The sequence below is a fragment of the Myroides odoratus genome (genome assembly GCF_001549985.1).
Lineage (GTDB): Bacteria > Bacteroidota > Bacteroidia > Flavobacteriales > Flavobacteriaceae > Flavobacterium > Flavobacterium odoratum_A.
Map to the genome: position 1 here is coordinate 53,009 of NZ_LROZ01000022.1, position 14,737 is coordinate 67,745.

The 14,737-nt window shown below is 35.5% G+C and carries 7 protein-coding genes; 3 read left to right on the top strand and 4 right to left on the bottom strand.

Translation table 11 applies throughout. The annotated features are described in order from the left end of the window. Positions 1–231 precede the first annotated feature (231 nt). Positions 232–2,418, top strand: a complete 2,187-nt coding sequence (locus AWV75_RS16545; RefSeq protein WP_060875421.1) for a glutamine synthetase III family protein — start codon at positions 232–234, stop codon at positions 2,416–2,418. A gap of 232 nt (positions 2,419–2,650) precedes the next feature. Here AWV75_RS16545 and AWV75_RS16550 read toward each other — a convergent pair whose 3' ends face one another. From AWV75_RS16550 to ccsA, 4 genes are all read right to left on the bottom strand, one after another. Next, entirely contained in the window at positions 2,651–5,746 is a 3,096-nt protein-coding gene (locus AWV75_RS16550) for an efflux RND transporter permease subunit (RefSeq protein ID WP_060875422.1), read from the bottom strand. 19 nt (positions 5,747–5,765) lie between these two features. Continuing rightward, positions 5,766–6,878: an efflux RND transporter periplasmic adaptor subunit gene (locus tag AWV75_RS16555; RefSeq protein WP_060875423.1), complete on the bottom strand. Its 1,113-nt coding sequence runs from the start codon at positions 6,876–6,878 to the stop codon at positions 5,766–5,768. 1 nt (position 6,879) lies between these two features. Continuing rightward, complete coding sequence (locus AWV75_RS16560) at positions 6,880–8,178, bottom strand: TolC family protein (protein ID WP_060875424.1); 1,299 nt, start codon at positions 8,176–8,178, stop codon at positions 6,880–6,882. A 489-nt stretch (positions 8,179–8,667) separates the two neighbouring features. Beyond that, the gene (ccsA, locus tag AWV75_RS16565; RefSeq protein WP_060875425.1) at positions 8,668–11,838 is read right to left on the bottom strand and encodes a cytochrome c biogenesis protein CcsA; all 3,171 of its coding nucleotides are present in this window, start codon (positions 11,836–11,838) and stop codon (positions 8,668–8,670) included. A 208-nt stretch (positions 11,839–12,046) separates the two neighbouring features. On the opposite strand from ccsA, the gene AWV75_RS16570 reads away from it, so the two are divergent. After that, a complete protein-coding gene (locus tag AWV75_RS16570; protein WP_060875426.1) occupies positions 12,047–13,246 on the top strand; it encodes a pyridoxal phosphate-dependent aminotransferase in 1,200 nt (399 codons plus the stop codon). A 238-nt stretch (positions 13,247–13,484) separates the two neighbouring features. Next, complete coding sequence (locus AWV75_RS16575; RefSeq protein ID WP_060874578.1) at positions 13,485–14,681, top strand: IS256 family transposase; 1,197 nt, start codon at positions 13,485–13,487, stop codon at positions 14,679–14,681. Positions 14,682–14,737 lie beyond the last annotated feature (56 nt).

Below are 14,737 nucleotides of genomic sequence, written 5' to 3' on the forward strand. Positions count from 1 at the left end.
GAAATTAACAGTATTCATATCCTATAGGATAAGATAGATTGGATCTTCCGTTTGGAGATAGAGGTATAGAAAAATGATTTCTATATCAATATAAAAATGTCCTTATATAAAGAGGTAAATAGATGAATAAAAAAAATAACATAAAAAAAGAGGGGGTGTGGTGTTGTTTTTTATGTTTTTTATTATTTTTGCATCATAAAAATAGGGGGTGTCCCTTTAAAAAGTGTAATTATGTCAACATTTCGTTTTCGAGCAATTGAAAAAGCAGCCTCAAGAAGTGCTGTGAAGGTAGAAGAACTGGGTAGAAAATCATTAATTTTTGGTGATCATGTCTTTAATGACAAATCGATGCGCCAATTTTTGACACCCGAAGCCTATCAGGCGGTAAAAAATGCACAGTTGGGCATTAAGATTGACCGTCGATTAGCGGATTACATCGCATTAGGGATGAAAGAATGGGCACTTTCTAAAGGAGTGACACATTATACACACTGGTTCCAACCTTTAACAGGAACAACAGCAGAAAAGCACGATGCCTTTTTTGAAACGCAATTTGATGGAGATCCTGTAGAACAATTTAATGGAGGTCAGTTGGTACAACAAGAGCCAGATGCTTCTAGTTTTCCAAATGGAGGAATCCGAAATACATTTGAAGCAAGAGGATATACAGCTTGGGACCCTACGTCACCTGCATTTATCTTTGGTTCTACCTTGTGTATTCCAACTGTATTCATCTCGTATACAGGAGAAGCTTTAGACAATAAAACGCCACTTTTAAAAGCAATCAATGCAATTGATGATGCGGCAACAGAAGTAGCGCGTTATTTTGATAAAAACGTAAAAAAAGTGACACCAACTTTGGGTTGGGAACAAGAATATTTCCTTGTTGATGCTGCTTTAGCTGCATCAAGACCAGATATCTTAACAACAGGAAGAACCTTGTTAGGACACACTGCTGCAAAAGGACAACAATTAGATGACCATTATTTTGGTTCTATTCCAACGCGCGTATTAAACTATATGCACGATTTAGAAAACCACTGTATCTTATTGGGAATTCCAGTAAAAACAAGACACAATGAGGTAGCACCCAATCAGTTTGAGTTAGCCCCTATTTTTGAAGAAATTAACCTGGCAGTAGATCACAATTCATTATTGATGGATGTGATGAAAAAAGTAGCAGAAAAACACCATTTCAAAGTGTTATTTCATGAAAAACCATTCAAAGGAGTAAATGGATCAGGAAAGCACAACAACTGGTCTTTGGCTACAGATACAGGAATTAATCTATTAAGCCCAAGTAAAACGCCAAAGAGCAACTTACAATTCTTGACGTTCTTTATTAATACAATTAAAGCGGTAAACGACAACGAAGAGTTGTTGCGTTCAGCAATTGCTTCAGCAAGTAATGATCACCGTTTAGGAGCAAATGAAGCACCTCCAGCAATTGTATCTGTATTCATTGGTCAACAGTTAACCAAAGTATTGGAAGAGTTGAAAGAGGTGACAGATGGTAAATTATCACCAGAAGAAAAAACAGATTTAAAATTAAATGTAGTAGGGAAAATTCCAGATGTATTGTTGGATAATACTGATCGTAACAGAACATCTCCTTTTGCATTTACAGGAAATAAATGGGAGTTTAGAGCCGTTGGATCAACAGCAAACTGTGCAGGCCCAATGACCGTTTTAAATACGATTGTTGCCAAACAATTGAAAGAGTTTAAAATGGAAGTAGATCGTTTGGTTGAGCAAGATGGATTGAAAAAAGACGAAGCTATTTTTAACGTATTACGTGAATATATCAAACAAAGTGAGCGTATTTTATTCGAAGGAGATGGTTATAGTAAAGAATGGGAAGAAGAGGCTGCAAAACGTGGGTTAAGCAACCATAAAACAACACCAGAAGCGTTAAAAGCTAAAGTATATCCAGAGTCTATTGCTCTATTTGAAGAAATGCAGGTGATGACGAAAGTAGAGGTAGAGGCACGTTATGAAATTGAGCTAGAAGAATATGTAAAACGCATCCAAATTGAAGGACGTGTTTTAGGTGATATCGCTAAGAATCACGTAATCCCTACTGCTATTAAGTACCAAAATTTAGTTATTGAGAACGTAAAAGGGTTGAAAGAAATTTTCGGAGAAGAAGAGTACAAAGAATATGCTGAAGAGCAAATGCGTATATTGAAGAAAATATCATTCCACATTGCTCAAGTCAATACTAAAGTAGCTGAAATGGTGGATCAACGCAAGATCGCTAATGCAGTTGAAGACATCGAAGAACAAGCGAAGATGTATTGCCACGTAGTGAAACCGTATTTCGAAATTATCCGTTACCACAGTGATAAATTAGAAATGATGGTAGACAATGAATTGTGGACGTTGACCAAATACCGTGAATTGTTGTTTACAAATTAATTGGAGATGAGAAATTGGAAATCGGAGATGAGAAAGTAAAAAACCGATAATCAATAACCGATAAAATGTATAGAAGTTTAGGATGTGATTTTTCGTTCCTTAAGATAACATACAGATAAAAATCGTAAATCATAGATTAAAAAAAAGGATGACTTGCAATCGCAAGTCATCCTTTTTTAGTTTACCGTTAACAGTCAACCATATTTAGGGACGTTCAACGTTCATCCATCTCTCATTTCCCATCTCTATTATTTCTATACGCCCAATAAAATACTTGAGGTAAAATTGTAAAGGCTAGAATCATTCCGATGATTAATCCTCCAACAATCATAATAGCTAAAGGTTTTTGAATTTCAGACCCCATACCATTAGACAATGCTGCAGGAAGTAATCCCATCGATCCCATAAGAGCAATCATGATGACAGGGCGAATACGACTTCTTACTCCATCGCGAATTGCTTCTTCCAATGACATTCGCTTCTTGAGGTTTTCCTTCATGACCCCAATGAGGACAATACCATCAATGGTGGATACCCCAAATAGAATAATAAAGCCAATACCTGCTGAAATTCCAAACGTTGTACCTGTTACCCATAGTGAAATAAATCCACCAATAAAGGCAAAAGGTAAGGTTAAGGAAGCAATCGCCGTATCTTTTACATTGCCAAAATTGAAGTATAATAAAATTAAAATCAATACTAAAGAGACCGGAACAACCAAAATTAGCTGTTTAGCCGCTCGTTCTTTACTTTCAAATTCTCCTGCCCATTCCATTTTATTGATAGCAGGTAATTGCACTTCTTTTTCTACTTTTGCTTTGGCTTCAGCAATCGTACTACCTAAATCACGGCCTTCAATACTAAAACCAATACCAATATAGCGGCTATTTCCTTCGCGATAGATGAAAGCAGGTCCCGTATGATAATCAATCGTTGCAATCTCTTTTAAAGGAACTTGTTTGCCATCTAAACTCGGAATTAGAATATCTCCAATTTTCTCTGCAGAGTCACGGTAATTCTTGTCAAAACGCAAGACAACATCAAACATGCGCTCGTTTTCATAGAAGGTTGTCGCTGCCTGCCCTCCAATGGTCATGGCAATTACAGCTTGTGCATCTGCAGTAGTAACAGCGTATTTTGCCATTTTTGAATCACTCAAAGAGATGCGCAATTCAGGAAGACCAATGTTCTTGAATATATTTAAATCAGCAACTCCTGGTACATCTTTGATGCTTTGAGCGACTTGGTTGGCATATTTTTCTAAATCAAAAAGATTGTCTCCAAAAATTTTAATAACCAAAGAACTCTTTACTCCTGCTACATACTCTTCTACGTTATCCTGAATGGGTTGACTAAAACCAAAGTTAATTCCTGGATATTGCTCTAAGGCAACGCGCATTTCTTCTAGTAATTTATCCTTAGAAATAGAGCGTTTCCATTCGTTTTCGGGTTTTAACTGGGTATGAAATTCAATATTAAAGAATCCCGTTGGATCAGTTCCGTCATTCGGACGACCTGTTTGGGTTAAGACAAATTTTACTTCTTCAAAATTGCGTAAAATACCTTTCATTTCGTTGGCTAGACGAACGGATTCATTTAAGTTGATACTACTTGGTAACGTAGCGCGAATATAGATGGCTCCTTCATTCAATTTAGGCAAGAATTCAGAACCATAGTAGTGAAAACGAACTCCACAAATCACTAAGATTAAACCAAATAACGCAAATGTAGCTTTTTTGTGATAGAAACTCCAATTGAACATTTTGTAAATGGAGTTTTTAAAGAATCTAGAAACGAAGTTTTCTTTTTCCTCAATATTCTTCGTTAGTAGAAGTTTACACATCGCAGGTACATAAGTTAAGCTTAAGATTAAGGAACCTAATAACGCATATCCCAGTGTAAACGCAAGTGGAGAGAACATTTTACCTTCTACTTTTTCAAAAGAGAAAATAGGCATTAAGGCTACAATTAAAATCAATAAAGCAAAGAAAATATATCCTGCTACGCTACTTGCACTTTTTCGGATGGTTCCTAATTTAGACATCTTATTGAAGCGCTTCATACCAACAACTTGGGCTTTCTTTTCTAGTCCAACAAAGACATGTTCTACAATCACCAGTGTTCCTTCTAGGAGTAGACCAAAGTCTAAGGCTCCCATAGAAATTAAGTTTGCTGGCAATCCTTGGATTTTCAACATAATAATGGCAAACAAGAAAGACAGCGGAATAACCGTTGCAACAATAAAAGTGGTACGCCAATTGTATAAAAAGATAAATACAATAACGGAAACCAATAAAACCCCTTCAATTAAGTTTTTTGTCACGGTGTGAACCGTTGTATTGACTAAATCGGTACGATCGATAATCGGTACGATTTTTACATTTTTCGGTAAAATACGGTTGTTTAAATCGTCAATTTTTGTTTTGAGGTTGCTGATAACTGCACTTGGATTTTCCCCGCGTAGCATCACAACAATTCCTTGAACAACGTCGTTTTCATCTTGATATCCAACTTGTCCTAATCGCGGCTTAGCATTGATTGCTACTTTAGCTACGTGTTTAACTAAAATAGGCGTATTGCCTTTTACTTCAATCAGGATGTTTTCAATGTCTTCTAGATTATCCAATAATCCTACACCGCGAACTACATAGGCTTGATCCCCGCGTTGGATGACATCTCCTCCTACGTTGATGTTACTCTTTTCGACTGCTTCATATACATCCAATGGGGATAGACCGTAGTTGACTAATTCTGTTGGGTTAATTTGAATTTCAAATATCTTTTCTTCTCCACCAAAACTCACCACATCGGCTACTCCAGGTACGGCCAATAATTCTCTTTCAACTACCCAATCTTGTATGGATGTAACTTCTTTGATAGGTAAATCACTTTGGATAATATAGCGAAAGATTTCACCAGTTGCTCCTGATGGAGGTTCAATTTCGAAATCAGCTCCTTCTGGAAGATTGACGTTTCCCATACGGTTTGATGCATATTGCTGCGCATAGAAATCATCAATTTCATCATTGAATATAACCGTAACGACGGATAATCCAAAAAGTGAAATCGAACGAACTTCTGCTTTATTGGGAATCGTATTCATCTCTTTCGAGATTGGTAGGGTAATAAATTTTTCTATTTCTTCAGCACTACGCCCGGGCCATTGTGTAATAATACGCGCACGGGTATTCGTTACATCAGGAAAAGCCTCAATCGGCGTGTGAATGTAGCTGTAAATTCCACCAAACAACAATAACAATACGCCAAAAAGAACGATGAACGTGTTTTTGAGGGAAAAGGCTACAATATTTTTGACAAATTTTTGCATGTTTTACTTCTCTTTTGGATTACAAGTGATTGTTTAATTGCTCGTAAATTAATAATTCATTCGTGGTAATCACCGTTTCTCCTTCTTGTACACCGCCTTGGATATAAGTATATTCTTGGTTTTTAGTAAGGGGAGTGATTTGGCGAATTTCTTGGTGACAATTATCTTGATACACCACAACATAATTCTGATTGTTGTCAAAAATGATGGCGTTATTCGGTACAGCTAATGCTTCTCCTTGGTTGTCATCAATCAATAAATGAATTTCTGCAGACATACCGGGACGCAATTTCATTTCGTGATTGTTTAAAACAATACGCGCTTTCAATACACGTTCTTCTGCATCAAATACTTGTGAAATATTAGAGATATGCCCTTTAAATTTTTCATCAGGATACGCAAGTGTACTCACTTGTACTTCAGCATTGAGATTAACATAACGCATGGAAGTTGCATAAACATTGGCTAAAATCCATACATCGTTTAAATTAGCAATGGTAAATAAGGGCTCATCTGTATCCGTGATCGTCATGCCTGTTACAATGCTTTTGGTTACAATATAACCATCTTGTGGAGCAATGATTTGGTATATCCCTTCTTTATTTTGACCATTGAACATAGATAAATTACTTTTAGCTGAACGTAATTTACTCTCCAGTACTTGTACATCTTCTTCTGCTGCTAGCAATTCTTTTTGAGAGGAAATACCATCTTGGTACATGGATGAAACGGATTCTAGTTCGCGTTTAGCTACTTTTAATTCTGCTTCCGTTGCACGTAATTCTGTTTTGAATTCGTTTAAATCTGTACTTCTAATTTCGGCTAGTAATTGTCCTTTTTTGACGAAATCTCCTAGTGAAAATTTAGCACTTACCACAATTCCTTCTACTAAGCTGTAAAAAGGAATCGTTTTATCTTGGTTGTATTCAACTGTTCCATTTAAGCTCATCGTTCGTTGAATGGGGCGTTGTGTAACTTTAGCAAAGGCTAAACCTTTACCAATTTCTTCTGGAATACAGTAAGAATCTTGAGTTTGTGGTGCAGTGTCTTGTTGTTTACAAGCCGATAAGGTCAATGCAGCTAAAACAGCATAGCCAATAGTATGTTTTGTGAATATTTTGATGCTTTTCATATTAAATATCTTTTCCGATAGCGAATTGTAAATTTTCTAGTTGTTCGTTTAATTCCTTTTTAGTTTCGAGTAGAATATTTTTGTTGTCTACATAAGCTTCTACAAAATCTAAATACTCAATCATGCTGACGTTCTTTTTCTGGAAATTTTTGACATAAGCTTCAAGTAATTTATCTAATTGAAGTTCATAATCAGCATCTATTTGGTTGTATAAGTCTTGTGCTTGTGTATAGTTTCTCAAGGCTTCGATAATGTCGTTGGCAATTTCATTTTTCTTGTTTTTAGCCTCTAACTCTGCAATTTGAACTCCTAGTTTAGCTTCTTTGATGTTGCCTTTGTTGCGGTCAAAGATGGGAAGGTCAAAAGACAACCCGAAACCAACAAAATCACGCATAATATTTCCGCCTCGATCATAATCAATACCTAGTGTGATATTGGGTGTACGCTCTGCTTTTTCAATCTCTACTTGTTTTTTAGCCTGATTGATGAGGTTGTCGTTCAGCATGATATCAGGTCTGTGTTCTTGGGCGTGAATAATCCAATCTTCAATTTGTAGTTCACTGACCAATTTAGTTGGTATTTCTAGCTCGTTGGTCACGTAAATAGGAGTATTGGTTCCAATGTTGATGAAATTTTTCAATTCTTTCAGCGCCTCTTCTAATTCTTTAGAAACATCCACTAATTCTTTTTTGAATTGCAACTCGGCTGCTTTTAATCGGATGTATTCACTTTGACTGATATTCCCTTGGTTCAGCTGATTTTTGTAGCCTGTAATTAAGAGATTGGTGTTGTCAATTTGTTTTTGATAAATCTCCTGCTGTTGCTGTAAAACTTGAATGGAGGTTAAGGTATTGCGCAAGGAAAGTTTGGATTCGCGCAAAACGATTTCAAAATCAGTTTGACGTTCTTCAATGCTCAATTTTTGCAAATCAATGCGTTTGCGTCTTTTTCCTGCAGTTTCTATTTCCTGCTCAAGGTGAAGTGAAATTTGTTGGGAAGTTCCCCAATTGCCGAAGATAATGGGTTGCTCTTCTATATCTGTGGTACGCCAAACATTGACTTCTGAAATTTCAAATGTAGGATTAGGCCATAGTCTAGCTTGAATTAACTGGGCTTCTGCTTGAGAGATTTCCAATTTTTTAGCCAATAGATCTAAATTCTGTTCTAGAAATAAAGTTTCTATTTCTTGTTTGCTCAATTTTAGTGCTTGCTTTTTTTCTTGTGCTTGCTTTTTTTCTTGTGCTTGTGAAATACACATAGAAAGAACTAAAAATGATAAGGTTAGTACACGTCTAAACATCTTGCTCTTAATTTATGGTTCAAAATTACAATACTCATATTATAGGGACTTTGGAGTCGCATTAATAGAATATTAAAACTAGATTAGAATTCGATTAGAACTCATTTGTCCTTTTCTTTTTAGAAGACAAGCAAAAGGTATACCATAAAAGTGAATTATTGATTAAATCGGGTGTTTTTATTTATTTTTTTATGTAAAATATAAGGTTTATGTATGGGATTATTTTTAAAATAGTGTAAAATAACTATGTTTTTAATAAAAGTATATACCTGCAAGTACAAGGGAGGGAGATAGACTTGTATTTGAGGCGTTTTGCCCGTATCTGGACTAATTGATTTTGTTTTGGTAGAGGTGGGTATTTTTCTGAAAGCGATTGGAAATAAGCGGATAAAGAAGAAGCTAATACCATGAAAATAAATAGGAGAGAGGGAAAATAAAAAAGCCTATTACCGAGCGGTAATAGGCTTTTTTTATGTTTAGAAATAGAAATTATTTCTTTAAATGTTTTCTGTATTGAATGAAAGATAATATACTAATTGCACTAACAAATCCAATAGACCACCAAATGATTGTTGGTGTAATTACTTTATCACCTGATGCATACGAGTGTAATCCACTTAAGTAGAAGTTTACTCCAAAATACGTCATCATAATTGCATAGTAAGCAAGGATGCTAAATACGTTGTAAAGCCATGTACCGCGCATTGCTGGAACTAGACGAGCATGGATAACAAAAGCGTACACCATAATACTGATTAGTGCCCATGTTTCTTTTGGATCCCATCCCCAGTAACGTCCCCAACTCTCATTTGCCCATTGACCACCTAAGAAGTTTCCTATTGTCAATAGTACTAGACCAACAGTAAGCGCCATTTCGTTGATATAGGTTAATTCTTTGATGTTTAAATCCATTTTCTTTTTGTTCTTACTATTCGTTAAGATCATCAAGATTAAGGCAACAACACCTAGAATCATTCCCAGAGTAAATGGACCATAACTCGCCACAATAATGGCTACGTGGATAATTAACCAGTAAGAGTCTAATACCGGTTGTAAGTTAGAAATAGCAGGATCCATGTAGTTTAGATGGGCAGCCCATAAAATCATTCCTGTAACGAAGGCGGTTGAAGCAATCGTTAATTCTGATTTCTTACCAAAATACAATCCAAATAGAGTAGTAGCCCAAGCCACATAGATTACTGATTCATATGCATCACTCCAAGGAGCGTGACCTGAAACATACCAACGTACAGCTAAACCTAAAGTATGGATAACAAATAAGGCAAGGGTTAACCAATGCCCTACTTTAATTGCTTTATTCGCAAATTTATTTGGTTTTAAAATCACCCAAATAATAAAGATGAAAGAGAATAGAGCAACTACCATGTAATATTTATACAACGTTTTGAAAATATCATATTGGTTGTATAAAATTTCAAATTTGATTTTGTTGTCTGATGGCATTATATTTTTACCATATGAATGCTGGAACGTATTGATGTGTTCTAGGTATTCATCTGCCTTTGTATAATCATTAGTACGTTTTGCATCAAATAGAGCAGGAACATACATGCGAGATAGGATATTCTTTGTAAAAGTAGAATCCATACCTGTCATTCCTGATTCATTTAACTCTAAAGGAGAAATCCATTTATTGTTGTCGTGTTTAGGAATAGGGAAGATGGCTAACATTCTTCCTGTAAAAGCGGCATTTAATAACGCTACTTTACCATCCAAATCCAAGAAATCGGTTTGGAATTTATTTTTTACGCTTGCGTGGTTTGCCTCGTCTACGTATTTTACAATTTTATAATTTCCATTTTCATCAAAGAAATCAACAAATGAAGCATGTTTTGTACCCTTAGGTAAACCTAAAACTTCCGTGATTTTATAATTTCCTCTTTGTAATTCAATGATAGGAGCGAAATACCAAAAGTTAGGTGCTCCTTCCATTTGTTGGGCAACGGTAAATTGCGTAATAGATAAGAAAACTTGGTCAGGTGTTAAGCCTTGGTAATTTTCTTTTTTATATACTTTTCTCAATAATTCAGAAGAGAAAGTATTGATTGGTTTCATACGTCCACCATAATCTTGAATCACTAAAGAACCGAATTTAGCTGCGTGTTCTTTGCTTATCGTATTGGCGTGAATGATTGAATCAATTACGGCAGCACTTGGTTTTTCAGGTGCATGCATGTGTTGCGCTGAAGCTCCAACAGAGAATAAAAGAACAAGTAGAGTCAACATCGACGCTTTTTTGTCTCTTACTTTGTTTAATTTGCGTTTTAAGTCAGCAAAACGCGAGTTTTTGTCAAATAAAATCCAAATTAAACCAACGTATAAGAAGAAATACCCAATGTATGTAATCCAAGTTCCCCAGAAATCGTGGTTTACAGACAGAATAGTCCCTTTTTCATCTGGGTCAAATTGCGCTTGGAAGAAACGGTATCCTTGATAATCTAAAATATTGTTCATATAAATGCGTGCATCAAAAGAGTTTTCACCATCTAAAACAGTGACTTGACTTTCAAAAGCAGAATAACTTTTTTCTGTACCTGGATATTTATCTGCGATAAATTTATTTAAACGTACTTGGAAAGGTGTGGTATAAACTTTACTACCATAGAGCAAAGTAAACTCTAAATCACCGAGTTGAATTGCTTGAGGTTCACCCATTCTACCTGCTTTTCCTTTCAAGATTACTTCTTTTTCAAGTCCTTGAGAACGCACAGTAACAATAAGAGCATCCGTAGTCATTTGGTCTTTAAAGTTACCGTTGGAAACTACTTTTGTTTTTCCTTTCATTGGTAGTTCAGGTAGTACAAATTGAGTACCTGCCATGGTGTAAAGTGAACGGAAGTTTAAAGGTTGTTTTTCGTTAGCGGCTACATCTCCTGTAGATTGATCCGCCATTTTCATGTAATTTCCTGCGAAAGGAGAGTCGATAAAGAACTCACCATTTTCAGTAGAAATATTGATTGCTCCATCCGTAGGAACGTTATAACTGAATAAAACGCCGTGAATGCTCGCTACTTTTCCTTCTTCTAGGTAGTGTTCGTGGCGCTCGCCATCTCCAGATTCTACTAGTTTTAAGAAGTTTGTACCATTGGGATCTGCTTCAATTACTTCTTCAGCAGCCATGATAAAGTCTTTATATTCAACTTCAAACGGAATTCCGTTGAAGTCTTTTTTCATTTTGAAATGGTTGTTGGTTACTTGTGAAAAGTATTGATCCATTTCAAATGTACGTCTTCTAGTTTCTCCTTCATACTCCCCATCAGCCATAACCGTTAAAAAGGTTTTGTCTGAAAATACACTATCCGCTGTTTCTCCTTCACGAATAGGCATCATCCCTTCAAAACTGATGTATCGCGTGATAAAAGCCCCAATCATAATCAAGATAAAGGCAGCATGTAGCATAAAGGTAGACCATTTTTCTTTGGATAGTAAACGGTAACGTTTGATATTTCCGATAAAGTTAATCAGGAAAACAAACATGATTAACTCAAACCATTTGGTATTGTAGATAAGAATCCGAGCGGTTGTCGTGTTGTAGCGATCCTCAATAAAAGTTCCCAAGGCAAGGGCTACTGCAAATACGATGAAAAGAACAGCCATTAATCGGGTTGAGGAAAAAAAAGATATAATTTTTTTATCCATGAGTTGTTGATACGTTGTTTTTATAATGGAACAAAAATAACCAAAATGCCCAGTAAACCTGTATATTTAACTTATTATTTAGGAATGAAAATAACTTTTTTTATGCGTAAAAAAATCTAAATTTGCAAAGATCTTTACCTCATTTGATCGATGATTAAAAAATCAACAAGGTTTGGTCGCTATTTAGTGAATTAATAAAAAATTAACCATGCCAAAAATCTCTCAAAAAGGCATTCATATGCCTGAGTCTCCGATTAGAAAATTGGTTCCTTTTGCTGAAAAGGCGAAACAAAAAGGACATCATGTTTATCATTTAAACATTGGTCAACCCGATATTAAAACTCCAGTAGATGCTTTACAAGCGGTAAAAGATGCAGATATAAAGGTACTTGAGTACAGTCATTCTGCAGGTTTTGAAAGCTATCGAATTAAATTAGCCAAGTATTATCAAGCACATCAAATTGATGTAAATGCTCAAGATATTATTATCACAACGGGTGGGTCAGAAGCATTGATGTTTGCTTTAGGTAGCACAATGGATCCAGGGGATGAAATTATTATTCCAGAACCATTCTATGCGAACTACAATGGATTCTCCATTTCAAATGGGGTAAACATTGTTCCCGTAATGTCAACGATAGACACTGGATTTGCTTTACCTGCTATTGCAGAATTTGAAAAGTTAATTACGCCAAAAACAAAAGCGATTTTAATTTGTAATCCTGGAAACCCAACGGGTTATTTGTATTCAGAAGAAGAAATGAAGCAATTAGCTGATTTAGTAATTAAATATGATTTGTTTTTAATTGCGGATGAAGTATATCGCGAATTTGCATATGATGGGTTCAAACACATTTCTGTGATGAGTATGCCAGAGTTAGCGAATAACGCCATTATGATTGATTCTGTTTCGAAACGTTATAGTATGTGTGGTGCTCGTATTGGTTGTATCGTTTCTAAAAATAAAGAGGTAATGAATGCAGCAATGAAATTTGCACAAGCACGCCTTTCTCCTCCTACATTTGAACAAATTGCAGCAGAAGCAGCTTTAGATACGCCACAATCTTATTTTGATGAAGTAATCACAGAGTATAAAGAACGCCGTGATGTTTTCATCAAAGCTTTACAAGAAATTGACGGTGTTTTTGTAACGGTTCCTAATGGATCGTTCTACTGTGTAGCTAAATTTCCAGTAAAAGACGCTGATGCTTTTGCCAAATGGTTGTTAGAAGAATTTGACTTAAACGGCGATACTGTAATGATTGCTCCTGCCGCTGGATTCTATTCTACACCTGGTGTTGGATTAAATGAAGCTCGTATGGCTTATGTGCTAAAGAAAGAAGATTTAATTCGATCTGCTGAAGTATTGAAAGAAGCATTAAAAGTATATCAAACGATTGAGAAATAATCGTCTCTATACTATAGTATAAATGAAAACCACGCCTAGGCGTGGTTTTTTTGTGTTGTATACAAGCTTTAAATAATAAAAACTAAAGTATAGGATAGCGGTTCCTTGAACATTGCTTGGAGTTTGCTTGGACATTCCTTGGACAAAAAGACACTGTACCAAAAACTGTGTAAGTATAAAATTCTGCTTGGGTTAAAACCGCGCAGAATTTTTTTATATATTTAATATTTAAATAGTTATGGAAACAAAAGACCTATTTCCGGATGAGTTTTTCAAACAGTTTAAAACTGGAGATGAACTTCAAAACTTCCTAAAAGACTTACAAAAGCGAGGAATTGAAAAAATGTTAGAAGGCGAGTTAGATGCTCATCTAGATTACGATAAGCATGATTTACGAAAGGAAGAAAATACGCGTAATGGTTACTCTACCAAAAAGATAAAAACGAGTTACGGAGAAGAAGAAATAAAGGTTCCTAGGGATCGTGATGCTAGTTTTAACCCTATGATTATCCCCAAACGAAAAAGCATGGTGGAGGGCTTGGAAAACGTTATTGTTTCCCTTTACGCCAAAGGGATGTCTGTTTCTGATATCGAAGAACAAATACGAGAAGTATATAATTTCGATGTCTCTAAATCCACAATATCTCGTATAACCGATGCTGTTACTGCAGATATTATCGCTTGGCAAAATCGCCCATTAGAACCAGTTTATTTAATTGTTTGGATGGATGGAATTGTATTTAAAGTTCGAGAAGATTCAAAAGTGATTAATAAAACTATTTATATCGCAGTAGGATTAAAACGTGATGGGCGTAAAGAAGTTTTAGGTTTGTGGTTAGGTAAAAATGAGTCATCTTCCTTTTGGATGGGTGTTTTAACGGATATAAAAGCCCGTGGAACTGAGGATATTTTAATTACAGCAACTGACAATTTAAACGGTTTTACTGATACTATTCGCACTGTTTTTCCTGAATCTAAAACGCAGATATGCGTTGTACATCAAATACGAAATGCTTGTAAATACGTTGTTTGGAAAGATAAAAGACCTTTTACTGCTGATATGAAACATATTTATAATGCTCCAAATAAACAAGCTGCGCAAGCTGCTTTTAATGACTTTGCTGTTAAATGGGAACATAAATATTCCTATGCAATACAAAGTTGGAGAAACAATTGGGAAGATCTTACAGTATTCTTTGAATTCCCTATAGAGATTAGAAAAATCATCTATACCACCAATTTAATTGAGAATTTAAACGGTAAAATAAGGAAGTATACCAAGAATAAATTATCCTTTCCTACAGACGAAGCTGTGATGAAATCCGTATATTTGGCTGTAAGAGAAGCAACTAAAAGATGGTCAATGCCAGTAAAAAGCTGGGGAATTATACTTGATCAATTCTTAATCCTATATCAAGAAAGGGTTAGACTTTAATTCAAAACCTAACCCAAGCTTTATTTTTGAACTTACACACTTTAAGAGATAGTGCC